This window comes from Bradyrhizobium sp. Ai1a-2 (assembly GCF_000426245.1).
Classification (GTDB): domain Bacteria; phylum Pseudomonadota; class Alphaproteobacteria; order Rhizobiales; family Xanthobacteraceae; genus Bradyrhizobium.
This window is the reverse complement of record NZ_AUEZ01000026.1, coordinates 56,771-71,093: the sequence shown is the minus strand read 5'-3', so window position 1 is coordinate 71,093 and position 14,323 is coordinate 56,771. Positions and strand designations below refer to the sequence as shown.

The following is a 14,323-nucleotide window of genomic DNA, read 5'->3' as shown; positions in this document are numbered from 1 at the left end:
GAAGCGGAATTAGCTCCGCGGATGCGCGGAGCGATAGACCTCAAGCAGCCGCTCCGAATCGATACCGGTATAGATCTGCGTGGTCGACAGCGAGGCGTGGCCGAGCAATTCCTGGATCGCGCGCAAATCGCCGCCGCGGCTGAGCAGATGTGTTGCGAACGAATGCCGGAGTGCATGCGGGGTGGCACTGTCGGGCAGGCCGAGCGCGCCGCGTAGCCGCTCCATGGCAAGCTGGATGATGCGCGGGCTCAAGGGCCCGCCGCGCGCGCCGACGAACATCGGCCCTGCGGGCGGTAGCGGATGCGGGCAGATCGCCGCGTAGTCGGCAATGAGCTGTAACACGTTTTGCAGCACCGGCACCATGCGGGTCTTGTTGCCCTTGCCGGTCACGACCAGCACGTCGCCTGTGCCGGGCTTCGGCACGTCGCGACGTTTCAAGCCGAGCGCCTCGGAGATGCGCAGGCCCGAGCCATACAGCAGTGCCATCACGGCGGCGTCGCGCACCAGCACCCAGGTCTCCCGGGCCTCGCCGGCGCGCTCGTCGGCGTCGGCAAAGCGTTTTGCCGCCGCCACATGGATGGGCTTCGGCAGGCTCTTTGCAACCTTGGGCGCGCGAATCGCGGAGAGCGCGCCGACCTTGCCCTTGCCCTCGCGTTCGAGGAATCGGCCGAACGAGCGCAGGCCCGCCAAGGCCCGCATCAGCGAACGGCCGGCGACATCGTCAGCGCGGCGCATCGCCATGAACGCCCTGATATCGCTGGCCTCCAGCGCCGCAAACCCCTGCAGCGTCACCTGCGTGCCCCAGTGCTGGGCGAGAAAAGCGAGGCATTGCCGGACGTCGCGGGCATAGGCCTCCAGCGTTTTCGGTGACAATCGCCGTTCGGCGCGCAGATGCGATAGCCAGTGCGCCATCTCCTGCGCGATGGTTTTGTCGGCGCAGTCGAGTTCGATCAAGGGAACGGCGGGAAGTGCTTTGGCCATGGACCTGTCTTATGGACCTGTCTTGACGGACTAGCCTTGGAGGCGATGGTTTAAGCCATTATATCGCATCGCTTTCGTTTACCGTTCGCTAACTTGCGACGACCGCTCTAACCTCCGAGCCACCGGAACTCTTGATTCCCCGAATGGACACCGCGCGCAGCCACGCTCCCTCTTTCACGCCGACCTCCATGGTCGATGTGCTGGTCCCGGTCGCGCTCGACCAGACCTATTCCTATCGCGTGCCCCGCGGCATGGATTTGAAGGCCGGCGATGTCGTCGCGGTACCGCTCGGTCCGCGCGAAGTGATGGCGGTGGTGTGGGCGGAAAACGCAAAGCCCGATCCGCGGCTGCATAACCGGCTGAAGGATGTCAGCGAGAAGCTCGACGTTCCGCCGCTGAAACCGGAGCTGCGCGCGCTCGTCGATTGGGTTGCGAACTACACGCTGTCCGCCCGCGGCATGGTGCTGCGGATGACGCTGCGCATGGGCGAAAATCTCGGCCCGGAGCGGATGCGTCTGGGCGTGCGCCTGGTCGGAGAGCCGCCGCGGCGAATGACGCCGGCACGGCGGCGGGTGATCGAGGTGCTCGAAGACCGCCTGTTGCATGGCAAGACGGAAGCAGCGAAAGAGGCCGGCGTGAGCAGTGGTGTGATCGACGGCCTCGTCGACGAGGGTACGCTGGCGATCGAGGCGATGCCGCCGCCGGCAGCGCCGCCCGCGCCCGATCCGGACTACGCCCAGCCCGAATTCTCGCACCAGCAACGCGCTGCCGTCGATGCGATGCGGACGCTGGCCGCAAGCGGCAGTTTTCATGTGGCCCTGCTCGATGGCGTCACGGGATCCGGCAAGACCGAGGTCTATTTCGAGGCAATCGCCGAAAACATCCGTCGTAACAGGCAGTCGTTGATCTTGATGCCGGAGATCGCGCTGACCGGCCAGTTCCTCGATCGCTTCGCGCAGCGCTTTGGCGTGCGTCCGCTGGAATGGCATTCCGAGCTGTCGCCGCGCACCCGCGCCCGCAATTGGGCGGCGATCTCGGGCGGCGAGGCGCCGGTGGTGGTCGGTGCGCGCTCGGCGCTGTTCCTGCCCTATGCCGATCTCGGACTCATCATCGTCGATGAGGAGCACGACCAGGCCTACAAGCAGGACGACGGCGCGCATTACCATGCCCGCGACATGGCCGTAGTGCGCGCGCACATCGCCAAAATCCCGATCGTGCTGGCCTCCGCCACGCCGTCGATCGAGAGCGAGGTCAATGCGCGCAAGGGACGCTATCAGCGCATCGCGCTGCCCTCGCGTTTCGGCGGTCAGCACATGCCGCAGATCGAGGCCATTGACCTGCGGCGCGAGCCGCCTGCGCGTGGCCGCTTCATCTCGCCGCGGCTCGCCGAGCAGATCCGCTACGCGGTGGAACGGCGCGAGCAGGCGCTGTTGTTCCTCAATCGCCGCGGTTATGCGCCGCTGACCCTGTGCCGCGCCTGCGGACACCGTTTTGCCTGCACCATCTGCGACGCGTGGCTGGTCGATCACCGCTTCCGCCAGCGTCTGGTTTGCCATCACTGCGGCTTCTCGATGCCGCGCCCGAACATCTGCCCGCATTGCGCGGCGGAGGAATCGCTGATCGCGGTCGGTCCCGGCGTCGAGCGGCTGCAGGAAGAGGCCGCGGCGCTGTTTCCCGGCGCGCGCACCATGGTGCTCTCCAGCGACCTCATCACCTCGATCGAGACCATGCGCAGCGAGCTCAACGAGATCGCGGAGGGCCGTGTCGACATTATTATCGGCACGCAGCTTGTGGCGAAAGGCCACAACTTCCCGCGCCTCAACCTGGTCGGCGTCGTCGACGCCGATCTCGGCCTCGGCAATGGCGATCCGCGCGCCGCCGAGCGCACGTTCCAGCTCTTGAACCAGGTGATCGGGCGCGCCGGCCGCGACCAGGGCCGCGGCGTCGGATACCTGCAGACCCATCAGCCCGAACATCCCGTGATGAAGGCGCTGGTCGCCAACGACCGTGAGGCGTTCTACGCCAGCGAGATCGAGTCGCGCGAGCGCACCGGCTATCCGCCGTTCGGGCGATTGGCGAGCCTGATCATCTCGGCGGGTGACCGGCCCACCGCGGAGGGCTTTGCGCGCAAGCTGGCCTCGGTCGCGCCGCTTGATGAGCGTATCCAGGTGCTCGGCCCGGCCGAGGCGCCGCTTGCGGTCATCAAGGGCCGCTATCGCTTCCGCCTGCTGGTGAAGTCGCTGCGCTCGGTCGATCTGTCGCAATACTTGCGCGAATGGCTGGTGGCCGGGCCGAAGACCACGGGTAACCTCAAGCTCGAGGTCGACGTCGATCCGCAGAGCTTTTTGTGAAGTTCGTCCCAGAGCCGTCATTGCGAGCCGCGACGACGGAGGAGCATGAAAAAGCCTGCCGTCATTTCTGACGGCAGGCTCTGATCGGCCCACGGAAGGTTCCGCGGCCGCTACTCTACGCTACGCTTACCGAAACTGGTCGGAAACGGTGCCTGAAGGGACGCCTTTAAGAGACGACCTCGGCGGTGACGCGGCCGACGCCGGAACCGGTCAGGCCGATGGCACGGGCGGCGCCCGTGGAGAGATCGAGCACGCGGCCGCGGATGAACGGGCCACGGTCATTGATGGTGACGATGACGCTGCGGCCGCCATGGGTCACGCGCAGCTTGGTGCCAAACGGCAGGCTGCGGTGGGCGGCGGTCATGGCGTTCTGGTTGAAGCGCTGACCGGACGCGGTGCGGCTGCCGGATTCGTTGCCGTAAAAGGACGCAACGCCCGAGAAGCTGCGCCCGCCGGTGCTGGGCATAAGCGCCGCATTGGCATCGCGCAAGGACGCGCCTTCGGTCGCGGCGCGGGCATGGTGATGATGGTGGTGATAGCGATGATGGTGGTGCCGGGATTTAGCCGACGCTTCGCTGACGCCGCCACCAACCAGGAATGTTGCGGCGACGACAGCCAGCGCCGCGCGCGACGACCGGGTTGCGTTGCCCCGTGTCGACTTCTTGTATTTCAGCATTCAAGACCCTCAAGCAGTATTGCCACACATGCGGCAAGTGGAACCCCCGTCCCTCGTTGACGAGAGGCCGTGTGATTTCGCAATGAGGCATGAATTTGGCAGTAAATTCAGAATGTATCAGGCTGAAATATCTTGTTACTGCCAATGCCCTGTCTGACACCTCCCACTGGTCTTCGGGTTTAACCATTTATTAACCTACTGAATACTTGCGAATACTGTAGTTTCACGTTTCAGTAAGATTTCAGCAAGTAATCACGAAATGGAGAGCATGCCGCCGTTTTGTTCCGTCGCGGGAACTCCAGGTCGGCTTGCGTTTGCCAATGGAACGATCGGCAGCCTTCCGGTCGGAAGGTCAAAATTCCTGCGCGCAGAATTTCACTCGGCGAGGCTCTCGCGGCGCTTCGTTGCAGCCGTGCGACATGGCATCACCTACATGTGACGTCGTGTTGCACCTGCGCGCCTGCCATGCTAGCAAAGCCGCGATTTTAACGATCCCGGCACTCCGCGTGTCGGTCGAAAATCGAAGTCCCGCTTGAATTCCAAGGGCTTGGATCGCTAGGCGCCGCTCCAGCGGCGACGGTTTTTCCCTTGCGAATTTGACAGCTAAAAAGAGCACGTCTGTGGCTGCTGAAGATCCGTCCGTTTCGGGAGTTGCCGGTCGTTATGCGACCGCTTTGTTTGAACTGGCTCGCGACGAAAAGTCCGTCGATGCCGTGAAGTCCGACCTCGATAGATTCGATGTCCTTCTGAATGAAAGCGCCGATCTGAAGCGCCTCGTCCGCAGCCCGGTGTTTTCCGCCGATGCGCAGCTGAGGGCGGTCTCGGCGGTGCTCGACAAGGCCGGCATTTCCGGCACCACCGCCAAGTTCCTGAAAGTGCTCACCGCCAATCGCCGCTTGTTTGCGGTCGCGGACGTGATTCGCGCCTACAACGCGCTGGTGGCGAAGTTCAAGGGCGAGGCGACCGCCGAGGTCACTGTCGCGGAAGCGCTCACTGACAAGAATCTCGACGCGCTGAAGGCCGCACTGAAGTCGGTGACGGGCAAGGACGTCGCGCTCAACGTGAAGATCGATCCCTCCATCATCGGCGGCCTTGTGGTCAAGGTCGGCAGTCGCATGGTGGATAGTTCGCTTCGCACCAAACTCAATTCGATCAAGCACGCGATGAAAGAGGCAGGCTGATGGACATCCGCGCCGCGGAAATTTCCGCGATCCTCAAGGACCAGATCAAGAATTTCGGCCAGGAGGCCGAGGTCACCGAAGTTGGCCAGGTGCTGTCGGTCGGTGACGGCATCGCCCGCGTCTATGGGCTGGACAACGTCCAGGCCGGTGAAATGGTCGAGTTCGAGAACGGCACCCGCGGTATGGCGCTGAACCTCGAAAACGACAACGTCGGCATCGTGATCTTCGGCGCCGACCGCGAGATCAAGGAAGGCCAGACCGTCAAGCGCACCCGCGCCATCGTCGACACGCCGGTCGGCAAAGGCCTGCTCGGCCGCGTCGTCGACGCGCTCGGCAACCCGATCGACGGCAAGGGTCCGATCCAGGCTGACAAGCGCATGCGCGTTGACGTGAAGGCGCCGGGCATCATTCCGCGCAAGTCGGTGAACGAGCCGATGGCGACCGGCCTGAAGGCGATCGATGCGCTGATCCCGATCGGCCGCGGCCAGCGCGAGCTGATCATCGGCGACCGCCAGACCGGCAAGACCGCGATCGCGCTCGATACCATCCTCAATCAGAAGCCGCTCAACGCCCAGCCGGACGAGAGCATCAAGCTGTATTGCGTCTACGTCGCGGTCGGCCAGAAGCGTTCCACCGTCGCGCAGTTCGTGAAGGTGCTCGAAGAGCAGGGCGCGCTGGAATATTCGATCGTGGTTGCGGCCACTGCATCGGACCCGGCGCCGATGCAGTACATCGCGCCGTTCACCGGCTGCACGATGGGCGAATATTTCCGCGACAACGGCATGCACGCGGTCATCATCTATGACGACTTGTCGAAGCAGGCCGTCGCCTATCGCCAGATGTCGCTGCTGCTGCGCCGCCCGCCGGGCCGCGAAGCCTATCCGGGCGACGTGTTCTATCTGCACTCCCGCCTGCTCGAGCGCGCCGCCAAGCTCAACAAGGAGCATGGCTTGGGCTCGCTGACCGCGTTGCCGGTGATCGAAACCCAGGCCAACGACGTGTCGGCCTACATCCCGACCAACGTGATCTCGATTACCGACGGCCAGATCTTCCTGGAAACCGACCTGTTCTTCCAGGGCATCCGCCCGGCGGTGAACGTCGGTCTGTCGGTGTCGCGCGTCGGATCGTCGGCGCAGACCAAGGCGATGAAGAAGGTCGCCGGCAAGATCAAGGGCGAGCTCGCGCAGTACCGTGAAATGGCGGCGTTCGCGCAGTTCGGCTCCGACCTCGACGCTTCGACCCAGCGCCTGCTCAATCGCGGCTCGCGCCTGACCGAGCTGTTGAAGCAGCCGCAGTTCTCGCCGTTGAAGATGGAAGAGCAGGTCTGCGTGATCTGGGCCGGCACCAACGGCTATCTCGATCCGCTGCCGATCAACAAGGTGCGCGCCTTCGAGGACGGCCTGCTGTCGCTGCTGCGCGGCAAGAACGCCGACCTCCTCGACGCCATCCGCGACAGCCGCGATCTCAACGACGACGTTGCCGCCAAGCTGAAGGCCGTGGTCGAAGGTTTCGCCAAGACTTTCGCATAAGAAAGCCGTCATTGCCGGGCTTGTCCCGGCCATCCACGCGTTACCGCGTGCAGGACGAAGACGTGGATGCCCGGGGCAAGCCCGGGCATGACGACAGGGATAGGCTAACGGCTTGATCCAAGGGATCGAACCGTCGGGGTGAACGAAGAATGGCGTCACTTAAAGACATGCGGGTTCGCATCGCCTCGACCAAGGCGACGCAGAAGATCACCAAGGCGATGCAGATGGTGGCGGCGTCCAGATTGCGCCGAGCCCAGACCGCAGCCGAGGCGGCGCGGCCCTATGCCGACAAGATGAGTGCGGTGATCTCCAATATCGCCAGCGCCGCTGCGGGCTCGCCCGGCGCGCCGGCGCTGCTGGCCGGTACCGGCAAGGATCAGGTGCATCTGCTGCTGGTTTGTACCGGCGAGCGCGGCCTGTCCGGCGCCTTCAATTCGTCGATCGTACGTCTGGCGCGCGAGCGCGCACTGGCGCTGACCGGGCAGGGCAAGGAAGTGAAATTCTTCTGCGTCGGCCGCAAAGGCTATGAGCAGCTTCGCCGCCTGTTCGACAAGCAGATCGTCGAGCATCTCGATCTGCGCAGCGTTCGTCAGCTCGGCTTCGTTAACGCCGAGGATATCGCCAAGAAAGTGCTGGCGCGCTTTGATGCCGGCGAGTTCGATGTCTGCACGTTGTTCTACGCGCAGTTCAAGTCGGTGATTGCCCAAATCCCGACCGCGCAGCAGATCATTCCGCTGGCCGTGGAAGAAAAGGCGGCGAACGCGCCGTCGACGTCCTACGAATACGAGCCGGAGGAGGACGAACTCCTCTCCGGCCTGTTGCCGCGCAATGTAGCGGTGCAGATCTTCCGCGCGCTGCTGGAAAACAACGCCTCTTTCTATGGCGCGCAGATGAGTTCGATGGACAACGCCACCCGCAACGCCGGTGAAATGATCCGCAAGCAAACCCAGACCTATAACCGAACCCGTCAAGCCCAGATCACCAAGGAGCTGATCGAGATCATCTCCGGCGCCGAGGCGGTCTGACGCACGAACCAAACGACGGTCGTTCAAGTCCAGAATTTCGAAGGAGAGCTATTCATGGCTACAGCAGCTAACCAGATCGGTCGCGTCACCCAGGTCATGGGCGCCGTCGTCGACGTGCAGTTCGAGGGCCACCTGCCGGCCATTCTCAATTCGCTGGAAACCAAGAACGGCAACATCCGCCTGGTGCTCGAAGTTGCCCAGCATCTCGGCGAGTCCACTGTGCGCACGATCGCGATGGATGTGACCGAAGGTCTGGTGCGCGGCCAGGAAGTCACCGATACCGGCGAGCCGATCCGGGTGCCGGTCGGCGTCGGCACGCTCGGCCGCATCATCAATGTCATCGGCGAGCCGATCGACGAGGCCGGTCCGATCAAGGCCGAAGGCCTGCGCGCGATCCACCAGGAAGCGCCGACCTATACCGACCAGTCCACCGAGGCGGAGATTCTCGTCACCGGCATCAAGGTCGTCGATTTGCTCGCGCCTTACGCCAAGGGCGGCAAGATCGGCCTGTTCGGCGGCGCCGGCGTCGGCAAGACGGTGCTGATTCAGGAACTGATCAATAACGTCGCGAAGGCGCACGGCGGTTACTCGGTGTTCGCGGGCGTCGGCGAGCGCACGCGCGAAGGCAACGACCTCTATCACGAGTTCATCGAGTCCAAGGTCAACGCGGACCCGCGCAATCCCGATCCGAGCGTGCAGTCGAAATGCGCGCTGGTGTTCGGCCAGATGAACGAACCGCCAGGCGCACGCGCGCGCGTCGGCCTCACCGGCCTTACCGTGGCCGAACACTTCCGCGACCAGGGTCAGGACGTGCTGTTCTTCGTCGACAACATCTTCCGCTTCACGCAGGCCGGCTCCGAAGTGTCGGCGCTGCTCGGCCGCATCCCGTCGGCGGTGGGTTACCAGCCGACGCTTGCGACCGACATGGGCGCGCTGCAGGAGCGTATCACCACCACCCAGAAGGGCTCGATCACTTCGGTGCAGGCGATCTACGTGCCGGCCGACGACTTGACCGACCCGGCGCCGGCAACCTCGTTCGCCCACTTGGACGCCACCACCGTGCTGTCGCGCGCGATCTCGGAAAAGGGCATCTATCCGGCGGTGGACCCGCTCGACTCGACCTCGCGCATGCTGTCGCCGCTGGTCGTCGGCGAGGAGCATTACAACACCGCGCGCATGGTGCAGCAGGTGCTGCAGCGTTATAAGTCGCTGCAGGACATCATCGCCATCCTCGGCATGGACGAGCTTTCGGAAGAGGACAAGCTGACGGTGGCCCGCGCCCGCAAGATCGAGCGTTTCCTGTCGCAGCCCTTCCATGTCGCCGAAGTCTTCACTGGTTCGCCGGGCAAGTTCGTCGAGCTCGCCGACACCATCAAGGGCTTCCGCGGCCTGTGCGAAGGCAAGTACGACCACCTGCCGGAGGCTGCCTTCTACATGGTCGGCACCATCGAAGAGGCGGTCGAGAAGGGCAAGAAGCTGGCTGCCGAAGCAGCTTAAGCTAGCGAATAGCGAAATAGGGAGTGGCGAGTAGAAAACATTGACGAGTGCCATTCGCTACTCGCCATTCGCTATTCGCCTCTCATCTTCTGATGTCAATCTGAACCACGGGCTCCTCCATGGCCACCTTCCACTTCGATCTCGTCTCCCCCGAAGCGCTCGCTTTCTCCGGCGAGGTCGATCAGGTCGATGTCCCCGGCGTGGAAGGTGATTTCGGCGTGCTCGCCGGTCACGCACCGGTGGTCGCGGCGGTCCGTCCGGGCATCCTGACGATCACGACCGGCGGCACGCATCAGAAGATGGTGGTGCTCGGCGGTCTGGCCGAGATCTCCGACAATCGCCTGACCGTGCTCGCTGACGTCGCGACGTCGATCCAGGAAGTCGATCGCGCCCAGTTCCGGGAAACCATCGCCGAGATGGAAGAGAATCTCAAAGAGAAGCAGGGCTCGGAGCTCGACCGCGAGATCGAGCGGCTCGACCACTTCAAGAGCATCGAGCACATCCTCAACGCGACGGCTATGCACTAGGCCCCGGTGCACAGCGCCGGGGCCGAACAAAAATCCTGAACGACCCGGCGTCCGTCACATCGTGGCGGGCGAGAGTTTCCCGATCGCCGAATTAAGCATTGCCTCGCCTTAACGGCGCTTCGTCCTGTCAGGCTGAATCTTCACCTCGCCCGCTTGCGGGAGAGGTCGGCGCCTAGCGCCGGGTGAGGGTTCTCTCCACTCGGGGAAGCCCCAATGCGGAGGCACCCCCACCCCAGCCCTCCCCCGCAAGCGCCCCGCAAGCGGGAGAGGGAGCGCAGCTTCACCCGGGGGGCTACCTTCGACCTGATCGGCGATTGCTCTAGTCTAGAAGTCCATCGGCGGCGTCGTGGACTCGGATTTCTTCGGCTTGTCGGCTACCAACGCTTCCGTCGTGATCAGCAGCGAGGCAACCGATGCTGCGTCCTGCAATGCGGTGCGAACCACCTTCGCCGGATCGATCACGCCGGCGCGGGCCAGGTCCTCGTACTCGCCGGTCGCGGCGTTGAAGCCCCAATTATAGTCGCCGCGCTCAAGGAGCTTGCCGACCACCAGCGAACCGTCCTCGCCGGCGTTCTCGACGATCTGGCGCGCCGGTATCTGTAAGGCGCGACGCACGATTTCGACGCCGGCCTTCTGGTCGGCATTGGTAGTCTTGATCCTGTCCAGCGCTTTCACGGCGCGCAGCAGCGCCACGCCGCCGCCGGGAAGGATGCCTTCCTCGACCGCCGCGCGGGTGGCGTGCAATGCGTCCTCGACTCTGTCCTTGCGTTCCTTCACCTCGATCTCGGTCGCGCCGCCGACCCGGATCACGGCGACGCCGCCGGCGAGCTTGGCAAGCCGCTCCTCCAACTTCTCGCGATCATAGTCGGAGGTCGTTTCCTCGATCTGCACCTTGATCTGGGCGGCGCGCGCTTCGATGTCCTTCTTGGCGCCGGAGCCATCGACGATGGTCGTACTCTCCTTCTCGATGGCGACCCTCTTGGCGCGGCCGAGCATGTTCAACGTGACATTCTCGAGCTTGATGCCGAGATCCTCCGAAATCGCGGTGCCGCCGGTGAGGATGGCGATATCCTCGAGCATCGCTTTGCGGCGATCGCCGAAACCCGGCGCCTTCACCGCGGCGACCTTCAAGCCGCCGCGCAGCTTGTTGACGACGAGCGTCGCCAGCGCCTCGCCCTCGATGTCTTCGGCGATAATGAGCAGCGGCTTGCCGGATTGCACCACCGCTTCCAGCAGCGGCAACATCGATTGCAACGTGGTCAGCTTCTGCTCGTGAGTCAGGATATAGGGCTCTTCGAGCTCGACCTTCATCTTCTCGGCATTGGTGACGAAATAGGGCGAAACATAACCGCGGTCGAACTGCATGCCCTCGACCACTTCCAGCTCGGTGTTGAGGCTCTTTGCCTCCTCGACCGTGATCACGCCCTCATTGCCGACCTTCTGCATGGCATCGGCAAGGAAGCGGCCGATCTCGCCGTCTCCGTTGGCGGAGATGGTGCCGACCTGGGCGATCTCATCGTTGGAGGTGATCTTCCTGGCATGGGCCTTGAGGTCGGCGACGATCGCTTCGACCGCGAGGTCGATGCCGCGCTTCAGGTCCATTGGGTTCATGCCGGCGGCGACCGACTTGGCGCCCTCCCTGACGATCGCCTGTGCGAGCACAGTCGCGGTGGTGGTGCCGTCACCCGCGATGTCGCTGGTTTTGGACGCGACTTCCCGCACCATCTGCGCGCCCATGTTCTCGAACCTGTCCTCAAGCTCGATTTCCTTGGCGACGGTGACGCCATCCTTGGTGATGCGCGGTGCCCCGAAGGATTTTTCCAGCACGACGTTGCGGCCCTTCGGCCCGAGCGTCACTTTGACTGCATTCGCCAGCAGATCTACGCCACGCAGCATGCGCTCACGGGCTTCGGTTGAGAACTTCACGTCTTTCGCGGCCATGACGTTTCCTCCTCTCCCCTTGATGGATCAACTGCGTTCTATCGTCCTTGTTTGAGCATGGTCGTTTTCGGAAAGCGGTATCGATTTTTTCCGGATCCTACTCTAAGCGGCCTTCCCCGAGGCCTCGGTTGTCCGCCTAGGCCGACAGGATTGATCTCCTCCATGATGTCACAGGACCGGGGGCCTCGGAACCGGCCCCGGGGGCAAATCGAACTAAAAACGTAGAATTGCGCTCCAACAGGGCGAGACGGGATTTTTTTGCCGCGATGCAGGGCCGCTCGGCTAGGTGTAGAGTCGCCCCGAAGGCGCAGCGCCGACCAGGGGAACGATGGTGAGGCGCAGGCGTTCATCAAACTGAAGGGCAGCCTCTCCAATGGATAAATCAGCCGCAGGTCGTGAGCTCGCGCAGGCGGCGCAGTTGCTGCGGCGCTCGGCCGTTCGCGAAGGCAGGCCGTTTCCCTTGGGTGCCACCTGGGACGGTCTCGGCGTCAACTTCGCGCTGTTTTCAGCGCACGCCACCAAAGTGGAGCTGTGTCTGTTCGATGACGCCGGCCAGACCGAGGTCGAGCGGATCGAGCTTCCCGAATATACCGACGAAGTCTGGCATGGCTACCTGCCGACCGGGCGTCCAGGATTGGTTTATGCCTATCGCGTCCATGGTCCCTATGAACCGGACGCAGGCCATCGCTTCAATCCCAACAAGCTGGTGATCGACCCCTACGCCCGGCAATTGGTCGGGCAGTTGCAATGGGGTCCCGAGCTGTTCGGCTACAAGATCGGCGATCCCGACAAGGACAAGTCGTTTGATGACCGCGACAATGTTCATCTGGTGCAGAAGTGCCGGGTGATCGATCCCGCTTTTACATGGGGCCGTGACCGCAAGCCCGCGACACCGTGGGAGCGCACCATCATCTACGAGATGCATGTGAAGGGCTTCACCAAGCTGCATCCACTGGTGCCGGAGGCCGATCGCGGTACGTTCGCGGGCCTCGCCTGCCCGAACGTATCAGCGTATCTGCGCTCGCTCGGCGTCACCAGCGCAGAGCTGTTGCCGATCCACGCTTTCGTCGACGACAGCTATCTGGTCGACAAAGGCCTGCGCAATTATTGGGGCTACAACTCGCTCGCCTTCTTCGCACCGGATCCGCGCTATCTGCGGACCGGCTTGGCGACCGAGTTCAAGGAGATGATCAACCAGTTCCATGCCCACGGCATCGAGGTGATCCTCGACGTGGTTTACAACCACACGGCGGAAGGCAACGAGCTCGGGCCGACGCTATCCTTCAAGGGCATCGACAATGCGAGCTACTATCGGCTGCTGCCCGACCAGAAGCGCTACTATATCAACGATACCGGCACCGGAAACACCGTCAACCTGTCGCACCAGCGCGTGCTGCAGATGGTCGCCGACTCCTTGCGTTACTGGGCAACGGAGATGCGCGTCGACGGCTTCCGTTTCGATCTTGCCACTATTCTCGCGCGCGAACCCTACGGCTTCGATGAGGGCGGCAGCTTCCTCGATGCCTGTCGGCAGGACCCGGTGCTCTCCAACGTCAAGCTGATTGCGGAGCCATGGGACATCGGCCCGGGCGGCTACCAGGTCGGTCAGTTCGCGCCGGGCTGGGCGGAATGGAACGACAAATTTCGCGATACGGTGCGAAGCTTCTGGAAGGGGGATGCCGGGCAGGTCGCTGATTTCGTCAAGCGCATTACCGGCTCGGGAGACCTGTTCAACAAGCGCGGCCGCAAACCGTGGGCGAGCGTCAACTTCGTCACCGCCCATGACGGCTTCACCCTCAACGATCTCGTCTCCTACAACGAGAAGCACAACGAGGCCAATGGCGAGAACAACCGGGACGGCCATTCCAACAATTACTCGTGGAATCACGGCGTCGAAGGTCCGACACAGGATGCGGAGATTGTCGCGTTGCGCGAGCGGCAGAAGCGCAATTTCCTTGCCACGATGATCGTGTCGCACGGCACGCCGATGCTGCTCGCTGGCGATGAATTCGGTCACAGCCAGAAAGGCAACAACAACGCCTATGCGCAGGACAACGAGACCGCCTGGCTCGATTGGATGAAGATATCGCCCGAAGGGCGCGCCTTGCGCGAATTCACGCGAAAGCTGATCGCGATGCGCAAGGCGTTTCCGATCCTTTATCGGAGCCGCTTCCTTGTCGGCACCCACAATGAAGAGCTTGACGTCAAGGACGTGACCTGGCTCGCCCCGTCGGGCGAGGAGATGACCGTCGAGCAGTGGCAGGACGGCAATGTGCGCTGCTTCGGGATGCTGCTTGATGGTCGCGCCCAGGAGACCGGCATCAAGCGTCGCGGATCGGACGCGACCCTGCTGTTGATCTATAACGCCCATTATGACGTGGTGAATTTTACGCTGCCGCAGGTCCCGGACGGACACCATTGGCAGGGGCTGATCGACACCAACCAGCCGGAAGGGCAACTGCCGACTTTTCCGTTCGGCCACGTCTATGCCGTGACCGGACGCTCGATGCTGGCGTTCGGCCTCGCGAGCGAAGACAGCGCCATGCTCCGTTTGCGGCACGGCATGGGCAGCATCCTCGATGTCGCCGAGCTGCCGCTATCGGAGTAGAGCGTTC

10 protein-coding genes are annotated in these 14,323 nt (G+C 63.3%); 7 read left to right on the top strand and 3 right to left on the bottom strand.

Features of this window, described 5'->3' with window-relative positions; genetic code table 11:
- Positions 1 to 9: 9 nt before the first annotated feature.
- Positions 10 to 981, bottom strand: a complete 972-nt coding sequence (locus K288_RS0118100) for a tyrosine recombinase XerC (RefSeq protein ID WP_027580831.1) — start codon at positions 979 to 981, stop codon at positions 10 to 12.
- Positions 982 to 1,124: 143 nt separating this feature from the next.
- Here K288_RS0118100 and K288_RS0118095 point away from each other — a divergent pair, with 143 nt between their 5' ends.
- Positions 1,125 to 3,332 carry a primosomal protein N' gene (locus K288_RS0118095; protein WP_027580830.1) on the top strand — a complete coding sequence of 736 codons (2,208 nt, stop codon included), beginning with the start codon at positions 1,125 to 1,127 and terminating at the stop codon, positions 3,330 to 3,332.
- 166 nt (positions 3,333 to 3,498) lie between these two features.
- Here K288_RS0118095 and K288_RS0118090 read toward each other — a convergent pair whose 3' ends face one another.
- A complete protein-coding gene (locus K288_RS0118090; protein WP_027580829.1) occupies positions 3,499 to 4,008 on the bottom strand; it encodes a septal ring lytic transglycosylase RlpA family protein in 510 nt (169 codons plus the stop codon).
- A 620-nt stretch (positions 4,009 to 4,628) separates the two neighbouring features.
- Here K288_RS0118090 and K288_RS0118080 point away from each other — a divergent pair.
- The 5 genes from K288_RS0118080 (at position 4,629) to K288_RS0118060 (ending at position 9,767) form a co-directional block, all read left to right on the top strand.
- Complete coding sequence (locus tag K288_RS0118080; protein ID WP_027580827.1) at positions 4,629 to 5,189, top strand: F0F1 ATP synthase subunit delta; 561 nt, start codon at positions 4,629 to 4,631, stop codon at positions 5,187 to 5,189.
- Positions 5,189 to 6,718 (top strand): F0F1 ATP synthase subunit alpha, encoded by a 1,530-nt coding sequence (gene atpA / locus K288_RS0118075; protein WP_027580826.1) that lies wholly within the window; start codon positions 5,189 to 5,191, stop codon positions 6,716 to 6,718. Before K288_RS0118080 ends, atpA begins: the two co-directional genes overlap by 1 nt.
- Positions 6,719 to 6,867: 149 nt before the next feature.
- On the top strand, positions 6,868 to 7,743 hold the full coding sequence (locus K288_RS0118070) for a F0F1 ATP synthase subunit gamma (RefSeq protein WP_027580825.1): 876 nt from the start codon (positions 6,868 to 6,870) through the stop codon (positions 7,741 to 7,743).
- Positions 7,744 to 7,797: 54 nt separating this feature from the next.
- The gene (atpD, locus tag K288_RS0118065) at positions 7,798 to 9,240 is read left to right on the top strand and encodes a F0F1 ATP synthase subunit beta (RefSeq protein WP_027580824.1); all 1,443 of its coding nucleotides are present in this window, start codon (positions 7,798 to 7,800) and stop codon (positions 9,238 to 9,240) included.
- A 119-nt stretch (positions 9,241 to 9,359) separates the two neighbouring features.
- On the top strand, positions 9,360 to 9,767 hold the full coding sequence (locus K288_RS0118060; protein ID WP_027580823.1) for a F0F1 ATP synthase subunit epsilon: 408 nt from the start codon (positions 9,360 to 9,362) through the stop codon (positions 9,765 to 9,767).
- A gap of 324 nt (positions 9,768 to 10,091) precedes the next feature.
- Here K288_RS0118060 and groL read toward each other — a convergent pair whose 3' ends face one another.
- Complete coding sequence (groL, locus tag K288_RS0118055) at positions 10,092 to 11,708, bottom strand: chaperonin GroEL (protein WP_027580822.1); 1,617 nt, start codon at positions 11,706 to 11,708, stop codon at positions 10,092 to 10,094.
- Between the two features lie 373 nt (positions 11,709 to 12,081).
- Here groL and glgX point away from each other — a divergent pair, with 373 nt between their 5' ends.
- Positions 12,082 to 14,316, top strand: coding sequence for a glycogen debranching protein GlgX (gene glgX / locus K288_RS0118050; protein WP_027580821.1), 2,235 nt, complete (start codon positions 12,082 to 12,084; stop codon positions 14,314 to 14,316).
- Positions 14,317 to 14,323 lie beyond the last annotated feature (7 nt).

What these genes read in the sequence shown, in the direction of transcription:
- glgX (WP_027580821.1), top strand. Translation starts at nt 12,082, where the DNA reads ATGGATAAATCAGCCGCAGGTCGTGAGCTCGCGCAGGCGGCGCAGTTG.
- K288_RS0118060 (WP_027580823.1), top strand. Translation starts at nt 9,360, where the DNA reads ATGGCCACCTTCCACTTCGATCTCGTCTCCCCCGAAGCGCTCGCTTTC.
- atpA (WP_027580826.1), top strand. Translation starts at nt 5,189, where the DNA reads ATGGACATCCGCGCCGCGGAAATTTCCGCGATCCTCAAGGACCAGATC.
- K288_RS0118070 (WP_027580825.1), top strand. Translation starts at nt 6,868, where the DNA reads ATGGCGTCACTTAAAGACATGCGGGTTCGCATCGCCTCGACCAAGGCG.
- K288_RS0118100 (WP_027580831.1), bottom strand. Translation starts at nt 981, where the DNA reads ATGGCCAAAGCACTTCCCGCCGTTCCCTTGATCGAACTCGACTGCGCC.
- groL (WP_027580822.1), bottom strand. Translation starts at nt 11,708, where the DNA reads ATGGCCGCGAAAGACGTGAAGTTCTCAACCGAAGCCCGTGAGCGCATG.
- K288_RS0118090 (WP_027580829.1), bottom strand. Translation starts at nt 4,008, where the DNA reads ATGCTGAAATACAAGAAGTCGACACGGGGCAACGCAACCCGGTCGTCG.
- K288_RS0118095 (WP_027580830.1), top strand. Translation starts at nt 1,125, where the DNA reads ATGGACACCGCGCGCAGCCACGCTCCCTCTTTCACGCCGACCTCCATG.
- atpD (WP_027580824.1), top strand. Translation starts at nt 7,798, where the DNA reads ATGGCTACAGCAGCTAACCAGATCGGTCGCGTCACCCAGGTCATGGGC.